We start from the raw sequence: 14,655 nt of genomic DNA, 5'->3' as shown, positions 1-14,655 counted from the left end.
CTATACCGTGGCCGCCTCCGTCACGATGCGATCCATCGGGATGTCGTGCGGCTGCGGATAGATGGTGGCGATACGCTGCAATTCGTAGCCAACACCGATGACCAGTGGCTTGAACGGCATGGCGGCCAACGTACGATCGAAGAAGCCGCCACCATAGCCCAGGCGATAGCTTGCCGGATCAATGCCGACAATGGGCGAGATGACGATGTCCGGCAGCACCGGATCACCCTCTGCCGGAATCGGGATGTTCCAGACGCCCCTTTCCAACCGGTCGCCCGGTTTGTAGGCGCGGAAGATCAGCGGTTGCCCTTTCTCGACAACGATAGGCAGCGCGGTGCGGCCGCCACGCTCATTGACGGACGCCATCCAGGGCCGCAGATCCGGCTCGCCGCGAAAAGGCCAGTACAGGCTGACCATGCGGCCCGCGATCTCGCCGACAAGTGCATCCAGCCCGCCGGCGATGCGTTGCGACATTGCTGTTCGGGCGTCGGCTGAAACTTCAAGTCGGGCGGCGATTAGCCTTTCGCGCTCGGCTTTGCGCCAACGCCGCACGTCGGTCCAGTCGCTGAGTGGTGCCTGGAACGCAGGGTCGAGCTCGTGCATGAAGCAGGGCGGCGAAGAGTATTGCGCCGGGCCCTCGTTGTCATGATCGTTAGCCATGCCTCACCTCATCTCATGTTCGATGACGCTATACCTCGCGATACGATAGAACATGTGCATTCACGACATGGAACGACGAGTCTCAAGCACTGTCCTGCCATTGTTGCATTGCACAAGATACCTACATCTAGGGCAGGCAATCTTGCCCATCAGGGGTGAATCAAATGAGCGATGCCAGACATCATGTCGTCGTCGTCGGCGCCGGGTTCGGCGGTCTCGAATTCACCCGCGCACTGGCCGGCGCACCGGTGCGCATCACCATGATCGACAAGCGCAACCATCATTTGTTCCAGCCGCTGCTCTATCAGGTGGCAACCACCGCCTTGGCAACCTCGGAGGTTGCCTGGCCGATCCGCCATCTCCTGCGCAAGCGCAAGGATGTGACGACACTGCTCGCCAATGTCACGGGTGTCGACCGGGCCGGCAAACGCGTTCTGCTCGACGACGGCGGCGCCGTCGCCTACGACACGCTGGTGCTCGCCACCGGAGCGCGCCATGCCTATTTCGGCCATGACGAATGGGAGCCTTTCGCGCCGGGCCTGAAGACTTTGGAGGATGCCACCACCATTCGGCGCCGCATTCTTCTGGCCTTCGAGCAGGCGGAGCGGGAATCTGACCCTGCCAGGCGCCAAGCGCTGCTGACCATTGTCATCGTCGGCGGCGGGCCGACCGGGGTCGAACTCGCCGGAACCATTGCCGAACTGGCACATGACACGCTGCGCGGCGAATTCCGCAACATCGATACGCGCCAGACGCGCGTGGTGCTGATCGAGGCCGGCGACCGCATTCTGGCCAATTTCGCGCCAAAGCTCTCCGACTACGCCGGGAAGGCGCTGGAACGGCTTGGCGTTTCGGTCGAGCTCGGCCGGGCCGTTACGCGCTGCGATGCCGAAGGCGTGGTTTTTGGCGACACGGTTCTGCCGGCCCGCACGATCCTGTGGGCAGCCGGCGTTGCCGCTTCGCCAGCCGCCGAATGGCTGGCAGCGAAAGCGGATCGGGCGGGCAGGGTGCTGGTCGAGCCTGATCTCAGCGTGCCCGGCAGCCCGGAGATTTTTGTCATCGGCGACGCCGCCCACGTGCTGCGGCCCGACGGGCGGCCCGTGCCCGGCGTCGCGCCTTCCGCCAAGCAGGAGGGACGGCATGTTGCCGCGACCGTCAAGGCCAGGCTTGCCGGCGACACCAGCCCGCGGCTTTTCCTCTACAAGCACGCCGGCGATCTGGCGACGATCGGGAAGCGCGCCGCCGCCATCGATTTCGGCTGGATCAAGCTGACCGGTTGGCTTGCGTGGTGGCTGTGGGGCATTGCCCATATCTATTTCCTGATCGGTTTTCGCAACCGGCTTGCGGTTTCGCTGAGCTGGCTATGGATCTACGTCACAGGCCAGCGCAGCGCCCGGTTGATTACCCAGGGCGACGACGACAAGACCTGACTTTCTTCACCGCGCCTTTCATCCGGCCGTCATCTGTTGTTGATGGATTGGCGTGCCGATGCGCGGGACTTCTTGAGTGGACTTGAGCTGATTTCAGCGCGAAGTTCGCTTCGGGGCAGGGCTCGTCAGGTCGTCGAAGAAGGAGAAAACATGTCGCAACTGCTCCATCCCGTCTCTCGCCGTGGTCTCCTAGCGGGGGCCGCCGCCACGGGGGCGTTGATCATGCTTCATCCCTTCTCCGCCCGGGCGCAGGCCAACCAGGCGCATCTAAGGATCATGGAAACCACCGATATCCATGTGAACGTGCTGCCTTATGACTACTACGCCGACAGAGCCAATGACACGATGGGCCTGTCGCGCACGGCCTCCCTCATCGACGCGGTGCGCAAGGAAGCCGCCAATTCGATGCTGATCGACAATGGCGACCTTTTGCAGGGCAACCCGATGGGCGACTACATCGCCTATGAGAAGGGCCTGAAGGAGGGCGATCTCCATCCGATCATGAAAGGCATGAACCTGCTCGGCTACGAGTGTTCGACACTGGGCAATCACGAATTCAACTATGGCCTGTCCTTTCTGGACAAGGTGCTGGCCGGCGCCAATTTCCCGTTCGTCTGCGCCAACCTGATCCGGGGTACCGAGCTTGCCGCCAACCCGCGCGACGACAAGCTCTACCTCAAGCCTTACGTAATCCTGGACAAGAAGATCAAGGACGGGTCAGGCTCGGAACAGCCGATCAGGGTCGGCATCATCGGTTTCGTGCCGCCGCAGATCATGGTCTGGGACCTCAAGAACCTCGAAGGCAACGTCAAGACACGCGACATTGTCGAAGCGGCGAGGGCGTGGGTGCCGCGGATGAAGGAGGAGGGCGCCGACATCGTCATCGCGCTCTCGCATTCCGGCATCGACGTCAAGCAGGGTGACATGATGGAGAATGCCTCGTTCTTCGTCGCCGGCGTCGAAGGCATCGACGCGGTCTTCACCGGCCACCAGCATCTGGTCTTCCCCGGCAAGAAAGATTTCCAGGCGCTCGAGGGCGTCGACGCACAGAAGGGGACGCTGCAAGGCAAGCCCGCCGTCATGGGCGGGTTCTGGGGCTCACATATGGGCCTGATCGACCTGATGCTGGAGCGCGACGGGTCGAAGTGGAAAGTGGTCTCGGCGACATCGGAGGCACGGCCGATCTTCGAGCGTGTCGACAACAAGAACAAGCCGACCGTCCCGGACGACAAGCGCATCATCGCCGCTCTCGAGCAGGACCACCAGGCGACGCTCGCCTATGTGCGCCGCCCTGTCGGCAAGACGTCCGCGCCGCTCTATTCCTATTTCGCGCTGGTCGCTGACGACCCGTCGGTGCAGGTCGTCAGCCAGGCGCAAACCTGGTACCTGAAGGACATATTGAAAAGCACACAGTGGAAGGACGTGCCGTTGCTGTCGGCGGCGGCCCCGTTCAAAGCCGGTGGACGCAACGGCGCCGATTACTATACCGATGTGCCGGCGGGCGACATCGCCATCAAGAACGTCGCCGACCTCTACCTCTATCCCAACACGGTGCGCGCCGTGGAAATCACCGGGGCTCAGGTCAAGGAATGGCTGGAAATGTCGGCCGGCATCTTCAACAAGATCGAGGCCGGGAAGGCCGACCAGGTCCTGATCAACACTGATTTTCCGTCCTACAATTTCGACGTCATCGACGGCGTCACCTACAGGATAGATCTGTCGCAGCCGCCGAAATACGATGCCAAGGGCGGCGTCGCCAATGCCGGTTCCAATCGCATTGTTGAGCTTATGTTCGACGGAAAACCGATTGATCCGGCAGCGAAATTCGTTGTCGCGACCAACAATTACCGGGCTGGCGGCGGTGGCAATTTCCCCGACATCAATGCCGCGAAGATCATCTACGAGGCGCCGGACACCAACCGCGACGTCATCGTCCGCTACATCGTCAGCCAGGGCACCATCAACCCGTCGGCCGACGACAACTGGTCGTTCGCGCCGTTGCCGGGAACCAGCGTCGTCTTCGACACCGGCGTCAAGGCAAAGGACGTCATCGCCGATGTGAAGTCGCTGAAGATCGAACCTGCCGGCGAGGGCGAAGCTGGCTTTGCCCGATATCGCATCCTTCTCTGATCAGCCGTCAAAGCTGGATGCGGTCAGCCTTGGAGGGGCCGGCGGCACGAATCGCCTGGCATGACAAGATCCAGCGCATCGATGGAAATGCCGCCCGCAAAAGGAAGTCGACGTGCGTACCCAGCTACGCCTTGTAGACCACCTGGCGCACATCGATGTAGCTGGCTCGGAAGCCGGCTTCGCAATAGTGCAGGTAGAACTCCCAGAGTTTCTTGAAACGATCGTCGAAACCGAGCGGTACGATTTTCTCCCAGGACCCTCGGAAACGCTGGCGCCATTCGGCAAGCGTACGGGCATAGTCCTCGGGGAAAACGCGTTCGCGCAGATGGGCAAGGCCGTGCGCGGCGCCAAGTGATTTCAAGATGGACGGCGTCGGCAGCATGCCGCCCGGGAAGACGTAGCGCTGGATGAAATCCGGCCTGGCGCGATAGGTGTCGTAGGCGGCTTCGTTGATGGTGATGATCTGCAGCCCAGCCATGCCGCCGGGCTTTAGGCAGTCCTTCATCTTGGAGAAGAACACCGGCCAGTATTTCTCGCCGACCGCCTCGAACATCTCGATCGAGGCGATGCGATCGTAGGTGCCCGTTTCGTCGCGGTAATCCTGCAACTTGATGTCGACCTTTTCGGCAAGGCCGGCCTTGGCGATGCGCGCCTTGGCGAAGTCGTGCTGCTCGCGGCTGATGGTCAATCCGGTAACCCGGCAACCGATTTCGCGTGCCGCGAATTCGGCAAAGCCGCCCCAGCCGCAGCCAATCTCCAGCACATGATCTTTCCCGCCTATGCCGGTGTCCCTGGCCAGCGCCCGGTATTTGGCGGCCTGGGCGCTCTCGAGATCGTTGACGCCATTGGCGTAAAGCGCCGAGGAATAGGTCATGCTCGGGTCAAGCCATTCCTTGTAGAAGGCGTTGCCGAGATCGTAGTGCGCCGAGATATTACGCTTCGATCCGGTGCGTGTGTTCTCGTTGAACCAGTGACGGATGCGCTGGACTGTGTTGATGAGCCAGCTGGCGCCGCCGGCAACCCTTTCACCGAAGGCGGAGTTGACCACGAATAATTCCAGGAAGCTGGTGACGTCAGGGCTTTCCCAATCGCCGTCCATATAGGATTCGGCAACACCAATTGTGCCGCCGGAAAAGGCGCGGCCCGGCAGGCGCCAGTTCTTGAGCACCAGTTCGGCATCGGGCCCCGGCGCCTTTCCGCCGACGAGAACGGCGCGGCCGTCCGGCATCCAGACTTTCAGCGAACCGCGCGGCAGGTTCATCGCCGCCGACAGCACCATGCGCGCCTTGGCCGGCAGGCCCTTGACGATCTCGGCGAAATTGAACTCGTCGAGCCTGACCGCGTCGCCCGGCGCTATGCCATGATGTTCCCCGTGTGTCATTCCAAGCCCCTGGATCTCCGTGGTGCCGGCGCGATCGCCGAGCCGCGGTTCTCTTGGTTCATCCGCCGGTTCGACCGCCATTGCCTGGTCCCGGTAGTTTGCGGATCCGGCGACAGGCGGGCTCGAACGAAGCGCGCGCCCCTTAGCCAGAGCTTCAGCGCTTCCCGATGAATGCCTGCGCCAATCTTCCACGCCATGAGGCGGAACTTCAAGAGGCATGCCAAGAGCTGGACTGTGCCACGCGGGCGGCTGGCATCCGCCGCCTTGCGGCAGGCTGCTGCCCGAAATCGAAAACGTCTATGGCAGCCGCTGCGCTAGTGCGATAGCTTTAGCCATGCGTTATGTGATTGTCATTGCCGCCATCGCGTTCTTCCTGATCTGGGACGGTCTCTACAATCAGGGCCGGTATCTCGACGTCACGGTCAGGGAACTCTCCCATGTCGTGCGCTACGTCACCGGAAAAGCCTGATATCCCCTCTTGAGATAGCAGCCTGGCGCCTCATTTGAGGTGCTCACCGGTGTGAGACGAGGTCCAGCCCGATCGAGGCGCGTCGCAAGGACGCGTGGCGCCATGACCGGTTGACGCAAAGAGACCGCCGTCACAAAAGACACCGACATTTCAGATCGAGGAGGCGGGATTGATCCGGCATATCGTTTTCTTCAGCGCGCGCCGCAAGGAAGATGTGGAAGCAGTTCGCACCGGACTGCTGGCGCTTGGGGACATTCCTCATTCCAGTCTCTTCGAGGTCACGTTGAACACCAAGGTCGACCCGCTGTCGGATGAAGTCGATGTCGTCGTCTACGCGGAATTTGCCGATGACGCGGCGCTGGCAGCCTACAAGTCGCATCCGCTCTATGCGCAGACCACCAGCAAGGTCAAACCATTGCGCGAGCTGCGCTATTCCGCTGATGTCGTGGCTGGAAGCTGATCCCGTGCCGGGATAGCTCATGTCAAGTCCAGTTGCGGCGGAAGGGAAAGTCCACGACTGTTTCAGGTGGTTGTTGCGGGGCCGCCGCCGGCGGCATTGCGATCAAGTCTTGAACCGATCTTCCGAATGATGCACATCGCGCTTCCATGACCTCGTCAGGCATTCATCCGCTCGATCATCTGGTTCTGCCGACGCAGAGCCTCGATGTGGCGCGTGCCCGGCTCAACGCCCTTGGCTTCGTCGTCGCTCCGACCGGCATCCATCCGTTTGGCACGGAAAACTGCTGCGTTTTCCTCGCCGATGGCACCTATCTGGAGCCGCTTGCGATCGGCCGTGAACAGGCTGCGACAGAGGCGGCCGCCGAGGGCAATGTCTTCGTTGCGCGCGATCGCCTCTATCGCGAAAGTCGTGGCAACGAGGGATTTTCCGCGGTGGTGCTTGGCACGGACAATGCCGATGACGACCATGAACGCTATGTCGAAGCGGGTCTGTCGGCGGGAGACAAGCTGAGCTTCTCCCGAGCCTTCACCGACACGGCGGGCAAAAGCGATACGGCGTCATTCAAGCTCGCCTTTGCCGCGGCTCCCGGCCAAACGGACGCATTTCTTTTTGCCTGTCAGCGCATCAACGCGCCGAGAGTAGACCGAGGAGCCTTGCAGGCTCACCCCAATGGGGTCGACGGAATTGTCGAGGTGGTTGCAATCAGCAGCGCTTCCGCCGAGCAGCATCGGCTGATTTCAGTGGCGGTCAATGATCAGGCCGCCGATGCGCACGACGGCGTTTTTCATCTGCCGAACGCGGCCTTGACCGTGCTGGAGGCCGCCGCTTTCACGGCGCGCTTCGGCATACCGGCCGGTACGCCATCAGAATTGCACTTCGCCGCCGTGGTTTTTTCGATCCGCGACATTGGCGCCACCGCAGGCCTGCTTGCGACCAATGCCGTCCAGCACGATATGTCGGGCAATGACATCATCGTGCGGCCGGCATCCGGGCAGGGCGCGGCTTTCATCTTTCGGGAGATCCCATGAGCAACCCCCTGGCGCCCAATTCGTCGGTAACCGTCGGCAACGTCGTCTTCGACAATGCGGGACCCCTGGCGCTGATCGCCGGCCCTTGCCAGTTCGAATCGCGCCAGCATGCCTTCGACATGGCCGGCACGCTGAAGGAGCTGACCGGCAGGCTCGGCATCGGCCTCGTCTACAAGACGAGTTACGACAAGGCCAATCGCACCTCGTTATCGGCAACGCGGGGTGCCGGCATGGATGCCGCGCTTCCCGTCTTCGACGAGTTGCGCAAGGAATTCTCGCTTCCCGTGCTGACCGATGTCCATACCGAGGAACAGTGCGCGATCGTGGCGCCGCATGTCGACGTGCTGCAGATTCCGGCCTTCCTGTCGCGCCAGACCGATATGCTGGTCGCCGCCGCGAGGACGGGCAAGGTCATCAATGTGAAGAAGGGGCAGTTCCTCGCGCCCTGGGACATGAAGAACGTCGTCGCCAAGATCACCGGCTCAGGCAATGCCAATGTGCTGACCACCGAGCGCGGCGCTTCTTTCGGCTACAACACGCTGGTGTCGGATATGCGGGCGCTGCCTGTCATGGCCGAGATCGGCGCCCCGGTGATCTTCGACGCCACCCATTCGGTGCAGCAGCCGGGCGGGGAGGGCGGATCGTCTGGCGGGGAGCGCCGCTTTGTCGAGACGCTGGCCCGCGCGGCCGTTGCCGTCGGCGTTGCCGGCGTCTTCATCGAGACCCACCAGGACCCCGACAATTCGACTTCCTCCGACGGTCCCAACATGCTGCCGCTAAAGGATATGCCGGCACTGCTGGAAAGGCTGATGGCCTTCGACAGGATTGCAAAGGGCTGAAAAGCCAATGTCTTGTAGCGGATAAGCCCCGGTTGTAGGCTCGTCCGGCAAATGAGCGCTTTGGCAGGAGGAAGCCAATGTCCGTCGCCCGCGTCACCGAAATCACCTCGTCGTCCAGGAAAAGCTTTCAAGATGCCATCGAGAAGGGAATTGCGCGCGCCGCGAAGACCCTGAAGAACGTCGAAGGCGCCTGGATCCAAGACCAGAAGATCGTCGTCGAGGATGGCAAGATCGCAGCCTATCGCGTCAATATGAAGGTGACTTTCATCCTCGCGGAGTGATTGGGCAGCCCGCCAAAAAAGTCGGGAACTTTCGCCCGCGCCCCTCATTGTCAAAGTGCGGATTAACGACAACGAGGAGCAAACAATGACGACGCAAACAGGCCACACCGAAGCCATTGCCGCTTCGCGAGTCATCGGCACGACCGTCTACAACACCCAAGGCGACAGCATCGGCAGCATCGAGGACGTCATGCTCGACAAGACGTCGAACGGCATCATGTTCGCGGTGATTGGATTTGGCGGCTTTCTCGGCATTGGCGAGAAGTACCACGCCATCCCCTGGGCAAGCCTCGACTATGATGAGGCAAGGGGCGGCTATGTCATACCCTTCTCCAAGGAACAGCTGAAGGCAGCGCCTGCCCATTCCATCAACGAACTGGCCGGCGCGGATGGCGAGAGCGCGCGCGACGAGTCATACGAATATTACAAGGTCGCGCCCTACTGGCATTGACGCCACAATCGAAAAAGGGGGTCGTTTCCACGGCCCCCTTTTTGATTCAAATGCAACGCTACTCGCTGATGTGCAAAGCCGGCAAAGACGCAATAGCCTTTGGCGGCGACTGCTGGTTGTCGCATGACGTCAGGAACGCCGCGGCGATCAGGAACAGACTGACAATACCGCTCAACTCAGACATGGCGAACCCCTCCTGTTTCGCCCCGCGATAACATTCCTAACCCGAAATGCGCGTCCGGTGGCATGACTTATGATGACAGGAAATTGCGCTTCGTGAATCGGGCGGGCGGCACTATTCGATCAGGCCCCGATTGCCTTTTGCGTCGCTTTGGCTAAGACGGGCGCGACGTTTTCTCCAGATCAATCGAGGACATCGCAATGACCGCCATCATCGACATTGTCGGGCGTGAAATCCTGGACAGCCGTGGAAACCCGACCGTCGAGGTCGATGTTGTTCTCGAAGACGGTTCGATGGGCCGCGCCGCGGTGCCGTCGGGTGCCTCCACCGGCGCTCACGAAGCCGTCGAGCTTCGCGACGGCGGCGCCCGCTACCTTGGCAAGGGCGTGCTCAGGGCCGTCGAGGCGGTCAATGGCGAATTGTTCGAGGCGATCGGCGGCATGGAAGCCGAAAACCAGATCCATATCGATCAGACCATGATTGAGCTTGATGGCACGCCCAACAAGAGCCGGCTCGGCGCCAACGCCATCTTGGGCGTTTCGCTGGCGGTCGCGAAGGCCGCGGCCGATGCAGCCGGGCTGCCGCTCTACCGCTATGTCGGCGGCACCAAGGCGCATGTCCTGCCCGTGCCGATGATGAACATCATCAATGGTGGCGCGCATGCCGACAATCCGATCGACTTCCAGGAATTCATGATCCTGCCGGTCGGTGCGCCGACGCTGCGCGAAGGCGTGCGCTGGGGCTCGGAAATCTTCCACACGCTGCGCAAGAAGCTGAAGGATGCCGGCCACAACACCAATGTCGGCGACGAGGGCGGCTTCGCCCCGAACCTGAAGAGCGCGCCGGTGGCGCTCGACTTCATCATGGAATCGATCGAGAAGGCCGGATTCAAACCAGGTGAAGAGATCGCGCTCGGCCTCGATTGCGCCGCGACCGAGTTCTTCAAGGACGGCAACTATGTCTATGAGGGCGAGAAGAAGACGCGCGATCCCAAGGCGCAAGCCAAGTACCTCGCCAAGCTCGCGGCCGACTATCCGATCATCTCGATCGAGGATGGCCTTGCCGAGGACGATTGGGAAGGCTGGAAGTACCTGACCGACCTGATCGGCAAGAAGACGCAGCTCGTTGGTGACGATCTCTTCGTCACCAACACGGCGCGCCTGCGCGACGGCATCCGCATGGGCGTCGCCAACTCGATCCTGGTCAAGGTCAACCAGATCGGCTCGCTGACCGAGACGCTGGATGCGGTCGAGACCGCGCACAAGGCTTCCTACACCGCCGTCATGTCGCACCGTTCGGGCGAAACCGAGGATTCGACCATCGCCGATCTCGCCGTCGCCACCAATTGCGGGCAGATCAAGACCGGCTCGCTGTCGCGCTCCGACCGCATGGCCAAATACAACCAGCTGATCCGCATCGAGGAAGAACTCGGCAAGCAGGCGCATTATGCCGGCAAGTCCGTGATCAAGGGCTGATCCGGCCGCACATCGTTGATACGGAGAGGGCGGGACATCCCGCCCTTTTTCATTTCAGGCCGGCATGGCGGTCTCCCGTAACCGTCCGTTAAGCACAATCAGGCGAAAAAGACTTCGAGCCGTTTGAGTTCGCGGCACGGGGAATCGGTTATGTGGACGCGTCAGCACAAGCAGAGAAACACCGGCCGGCTGATCATTCCCTCGCTGTGCGTGCTGTTCCTGGCTTATTTCGGCTTCCATGCCTATCACGGTGAATTCGGCATCAATTCGAAATACAAGCTTGAGGCCGAGACGGTTGCGTTGCAGGGTCAGCTCGATGCGATCAAGGCACGCAGGATGGAACTCGAGCGGCGCGTCAAGCTCATGCACGACGGCACGCTGGAGAAGGACATGCTGGACGAGCAGGCGCGCAAGGCACTCAATCTGTCGCAGGCCGACGAGATCACCATCATGCTGCCGGCTCCGGCGAAGTAACCAATTTCAGGTTAATCACCAATATTTTTAATGATTTTAATTGCTTAGGCGCATGCCAGCTATGCAATTTCGACATGGCGGAACGCCTTTCTACGTGTTAGCCTCCCATAAATCGAAGGGGAGGGCGATCTCCCCGGAGCAGTTTGATCTTGCTCCAGTGTCCGCAAAGAGACGCCAACAGGGAGTGATGCATGGCCACCGCAGCCAGAAAAGCGCCTGCCAAATCGAAATCCGACGGCAAATCCGGTCTATCAGCACCCAAGCCTGTTGACTTCACCAAGGACGAAGAGCTTGCCGCCTACCGGCATATGCTGCTCATCCGCCGCTTCGAGGAGAAGGCCGGCCAGCTCTACGGCATGGGCTTCATTGGCGGTTTCTGCCACCTCTATATCGGCCAGGAAGCGGTCGTCACCGGCATGAAGATGGCGCTGATCGACGGCGATCAGATGATCACGGCCTATCGGGATCACGGCCACATGCTGGCGATGGAGCTGTCGCCGCGTGGCGTGATGGCCGAACTGACCGGACGCCGCGGCGGCTTGTCCAGGGGCAAGGGCGGCTCCATGCACATGTTCTCCAAGGAGAAGCATTTCTATGGCGGTCACGGCATTGTCGGTGCGCAGGTGTCGCTTGGAACAGGTCTGGCCTTTGCCAACCGCTACCGCGACAACAACAATGTCTCGCTGACCTATTTCGGCGACGGCGCAGCCAACCAGGGCCAGGTCTACGAAAGCTTCAATATGGCTTCGCTGTGGAAGCTGCCGGTGATCTACATCATCGAGAACAACCGCTACGCCATGGGCACCTCGGTGTCGCGCTCTTCGGCGGAAACCAATTTTTCGCATCGTGGCGCGTCGTTCAAGATTCCGGGCATCCAGGTCGACGGCATGGATGTGCGTGCGGTGAAGGCGGCTGGCGATCTGGCTACCGAGTGGTGCCGTGCCGGCAATGGGCCGATCATTCTCGAAATGCAGACTTATCGCTATCGCGGCCACTCGATGTCTGACCCGGCGAAATATCGCTCCAAGGAAGAAGTCCAGAAGATGCGCTCCGATCATGATCCGATCGAGCAGGTCAAGGCGCGGCTCATCGAGAAGAAGTGGGCGACCGAGGACGAACTCAAGACCGTCGACAAGGAGGTTCGCGACATCGTCGCCGACGCCGCCGAATTTGCCCAGCACGACGCGGAGCCGGATCCGTCCGAGCTCTGGACCGATATCGTATTGTAAGGGAGGGCCAGGACATGCCGATCGAAATTCTCATGCCCGCCCTCTCGCCGACCATGGAAGAGGGCAATCTTTCCAAGTGGTTGAAGAACGAGGGCGACAAGGTCGTCGCCGGCGACGTCATTGCCGAGATCGAAACCGACAAGGCGACGATGGAAGTCGAAGCCGTCGACGAAGGTACGCTGGGCAAGATCCTGATCGCCGCCGGCACCGAAGGCGTCAAGGTCAACACGCCGATCGCCGTTCTGCTGCAGGATGGCGAAAGTTCTGGCGACATCGACAAGGCCTCCAAGGCGGCTCCCGCCTCGACGCAAGACGCGGTGTCAACTGGTGGGCAGCGCGCCGACGCGGCCGAGGAAGGCTCCCAGCGGGCGCCGCAGGATGCTGGAGAGGCGCCGAAAGCCTCCGTCCCCGCCGCCCCGGTGGTCAACCTCGCTGCCGATCCGGACATTCCTCCCGGCACCGAAATGGTCTCGACCACGGTGCGCGAGGCGCTGCGTGATGCCATGGCCGAGGAAATGCGCCGCGACGGCGATGTCTTCGTCATGGGTGAGGAAGTCGCCGAATACCAGGGCGCCTACAAGATCACACAGGGCTTGCTGCAGGAATTTGGGCCGCGTCGCGTCGTCGACACGCCGATTACCGAGCATGGTTTTGCCGGCGTTGGTGTCGGTGCGGCGATGGCTGGGCTGAAGCCGATCGTCGAGTTCATGACCTTCAACTTCGCCATGCAGGCGATCGACCAGATCATCAACTCCGCCGCCAAGACGCTCTATATGTCGGGCGGCCAGATGGGCGCGCCGATCGTGTTCCGCGGGCCAAATGGCGCGGCGGCCCGCGTCGCGGCGCAGCACTCGCAGTGCTATGCCGCTTGGTACAGCCACATTCCAGGCTTGAAGGTCGTGATGCCGTATACGGCCGCCGACGCCAAGGGCCTGCTCAAGGCAGCGATCCGCGATCCGAACCCGGTCATCTTCCTCGAGAATGAAATCCTCTACGGCCAGTCCTTCGACGTTCCGAAGCTGGACGACTTCGTGCTGCCGATCGGCAAGGCGCGCATCCACAAGGCAGGCAAGGATGTCACCATCGTCTCCTTCGGCATCGGCATGACCTATGCGGTCAAGGCTGAAGCCGAGCTGCGCGGCATGGGGATTGACGCCGAGATCATCGACCTCAGGACTATCCGTCCGCTCGATCTCGACACCGTCATCGCCTCGGTCAAGAAGACCAACCGGCTGGTCGTGGTCGAAGAAGGCTACCCGCAGAATTCGGTTGGCGACCACATCGCCAACCAGGTCTCGCAGCGCGCCTTCGATTTCCTCGACGCACCGGTCATCACCATTGCCGGCAAGGACGTGCCGATGCCTTATGCGGCGAACCTCGAAAAACTGGCTTTGCCGAATGTCGGCGAAGTCATCGAGGCCGTCAAAGCCGTCACATATCGCTGAACCGGCTGGGAGGACAATATGCCAATCAACATCACCATGCCGGCGCTCTCGCCCACTATGGAAGAGGGCAATCTTTCCAAGTGGCTGGTCAAGGAAGGCGACAAGGTTTCGCCGGGCGACGTGATCGCCGAGATCGAGACCGACAAGGCGACGATGGAGGTCGAGGCCGTCGATGAGGGCAGGGTTGCCAAGCTGGTCGTCCCGGCCGGCACCGAGGGCGTCAAGGTCAACGCGCTGATCGCGGTGCTTGCGGCGGAAGGCGAAGATGCCGGCGCCGCGGCGAAAAGCGGCGGCGCCACACCGGCGAAAGCCGAAGCTCCGAAAGCGGATGCGCCTAAAGCCGAAGCGCCGAATGCTGAAGCGCCAAAGGCCGAGGCCGAGGCCCCAAAGGCGCAGGCGGCTCCGGCCGCCAATGGCAACGCGGCTGGCGACCGCACCTTTGCATCGCCGCTTGCCCGCCGTATCGCCAAGGACGCCGGCGTCGACGTCTCTGCGGTCACCGGCACCGGCCCGCACGGCCGCGTGGTCAAGGCTGACGTAGATGCCGCGATTGCCGGTGGTGGCGCCAAGGCGGCACCGGCTGCCAAGGCTCCGGCCGGCGCGCCTGCCTCCGCCCCGGCGGTAAAGGCGATGTCGGACGAGCAGGTGCTGAAACTGTTCGAGGAAGGCTCCTACGAACTCGTCCCGCACGACAATATGCGCAAGACCATCGCGCGGCGCCT

At 61.7% G+C, this 14,655-nt stretch carries 17 protein-coding genes; 13 read left to right on the top strand and 4 right to left on the bottom strand.

What is annotated here, in order from left to right; all coding sequences use genetic code 11:
- Positions 1–660, bottom strand: coding sequence for a 5-formyltetrahydrofolate cyclo-ligase (locus LB571_RS27885; protein ID WP_224599615.1), 660 nt, complete (start codon positions 658–660; stop codon positions 1–3).
- Positions 661–824: 164 nt separating this feature from the next.
- On the opposite strand from LB571_RS27885, the gene LB571_RS27880 reads away from it, so the two are divergent.
- Entirely contained in the window at positions 825–2,090 is a 1,266-nt protein-coding gene (locus tag LB571_RS27880; RefSeq protein ID WP_224599613.1) for an NAD(P)/FAD-dependent oxidoreductase, read from the top strand.
- Positions 2,091–2,240: 150 nt separating this feature from the next.
- Entirely contained in the window at positions 2,241–4,220 is a 1,980-nt protein-coding gene (locus tag LB571_RS27875; protein WP_224599612.1) for a bifunctional 2',3'-cyclic-nucleotide 2'-phosphodiesterase/3'-nucleotidase, read from the top strand.
- 124 nt (positions 4,221–4,344) lie between these two features.
- Here LB571_RS27875 and LB571_RS27870 read toward each other — a convergent pair whose 3' ends face one another.
- Both LB571_RS27870 and LB571_RS29000 read right to left on the bottom strand, forming a co-directional pair.
- Entirely contained in the window at positions 4,345–5,601 is a 1,257-nt protein-coding gene (locus LB571_RS27870) for an SAM-dependent methyltransferase (RefSeq protein ID WP_140664383.1), read from the bottom strand.
- Positions 5,598–5,798, bottom strand: coding sequence for a hypothetical protein (locus LB571_RS29000; protein WP_348642081.1), 201 nt, complete (start codon positions 5,796–5,798; stop codon positions 5,598–5,600). The genes LB571_RS27870 and LB571_RS29000 overlap by 4 nt, the downstream gene beginning before the upstream one ends.
- A gap of 137 nt (positions 5,799–5,935) precedes the next feature.
- On the opposite strand from LB571_RS29000, the gene LB571_RS28855 reads away from it, so the two are divergent.
- The 6 genes from LB571_RS28855 (at position 5,936) to LB571_RS27845 (ending at position 9,129) form a co-directional block, all read left to right on the top strand.
- Positions 5,936–6,070 (top strand): hypothetical protein, encoded by a 135-nt coding sequence (locus LB571_RS28855; RefSeq protein WP_023773660.1) that lies wholly within the window; start codon positions 5,936–5,938, stop codon positions 6,068–6,070.
- A gap of 169 nt (positions 6,071–6,239) precedes the next feature.
- Positions 6,240–6,530: a Dabb family protein gene (locus LB571_RS27865; RefSeq protein ID WP_015317942.1), complete on the top strand. Its 291-nt coding sequence runs from the start codon at positions 6,240–6,242 to the stop codon at positions 6,528–6,530.
- Positions 6,531–6,676: 146 nt separating this feature from the next.
- Positions 6,677–7,558: a VOC family protein gene (locus tag LB571_RS27860; RefSeq protein ID WP_224599609.1), complete on the top strand. Its 882-nt coding sequence runs from the start codon at positions 6,677–6,679 to the stop codon at positions 7,556–7,558.
- Positions 7,555–8,397 (top strand): 3-deoxy-8-phosphooctulonate synthase, encoded by an 843-nt coding sequence (kdsA, locus tag LB571_RS27855; RefSeq protein ID WP_224599607.1) that lies wholly within the window; start codon positions 7,555–7,557, stop codon positions 8,395–8,397. Before LB571_RS27860 ends, kdsA begins: the two co-directional genes overlap by 4 nt.
- 77 nt (positions 8,398–8,474) lie before the next feature.
- Positions 8,475–8,678 (top strand): dodecin family protein, encoded by a 204-nt coding sequence (locus tag LB571_RS27850; RefSeq protein WP_015317939.1) that lies wholly within the window; start codon positions 8,475–8,477, stop codon positions 8,676–8,678.
- Positions 8,679–8,763: 85 nt separating this feature from the next.
- Positions 8,764–9,129, top strand: a complete 366-nt coding sequence (locus tag LB571_RS27845; protein ID WP_015317938.1) for a PRC-barrel domain-containing protein — start codon at positions 8,764–8,766, stop codon at positions 9,127–9,129.
- A 58-nt stretch (positions 9,130–9,187) separates the two neighbouring features.
- Here LB571_RS27845 and LB571_RS28850 read toward each other — a convergent pair whose 3' ends face one another.
- Positions 9,188–9,313 (bottom strand): hypothetical protein, encoded by a 126-nt coding sequence (locus LB571_RS28850; RefSeq protein ID WP_140619584.1) that lies wholly within the window; start codon positions 9,311–9,313, stop codon positions 9,188–9,190.
- A 197-nt stretch (positions 9,314–9,510) separates the two neighbouring features.
- Here LB571_RS28850 and eno point away from each other — a divergent pair, with 197 nt between their 5' ends.
- The 5 genes from eno to LB571_RS27820 all read left to right on the top strand — a co-directional run.
- Complete coding sequence (gene eno, locus LB571_RS27840; RefSeq protein WP_224599604.1) at positions 9,511–10,785, top strand: phosphopyruvate hydratase; 1,275 nt, start codon at positions 9,511–9,513, stop codon at positions 10,783–10,785.
- Positions 10,786–10,935: 150 nt separating this feature from the next.
- Entirely contained in the window at positions 10,936–11,259 is a 324-nt protein-coding gene (locus tag LB571_RS27835; RefSeq protein ID WP_140619588.1) for an FtsB family cell division protein, read from the top strand.
- Positions 11,260–11,450: 191 nt separating this feature from the next.
- On the top strand, positions 11,451–12,488 hold the full coding sequence (gene pdhA, locus LB571_RS27830) for a pyruvate dehydrogenase (acetyl-transferring) E1 component subunit alpha (RefSeq protein WP_140619590.1): 1,038 nt from the start codon (positions 11,451–11,453) through the stop codon (positions 12,486–12,488).
- Positions 12,489–12,502: 14 nt separating this feature from the next.
- Positions 12,503–13,933 (top strand): pyruvate dehydrogenase complex E1 component subunit beta, encoded by a 1,431-nt coding sequence (locus LB571_RS27825; RefSeq protein WP_224599602.1) that lies wholly within the window; start codon positions 12,503–12,505, stop codon positions 13,931–13,933.
- 18 nt (positions 13,934–13,951) lie between these two features.
- The coding region (locus tag LB571_RS27820) for a biotin/lipoyl-containing protein (RefSeq protein ID WP_224599599.1) at positions 13,952–14,655 on the top strand (704 nt) is incomplete at its 3' end.

This window comes from Mesorhizobium sp. BR1-1-4 (genome assembly GCF_020165375.1).
Taxonomy (GTDB): domain Bacteria; phylum Pseudomonadota; class Alphaproteobacteria; order Rhizobiales; family Rhizobiaceae; genus Mesorhizobium; species Mesorhizobium australicum.
The sequence above is the reverse complement of the archived record's forward strand: the minus strand, read 5'-3'. Positions and strand labels throughout refer to the sequence as shown.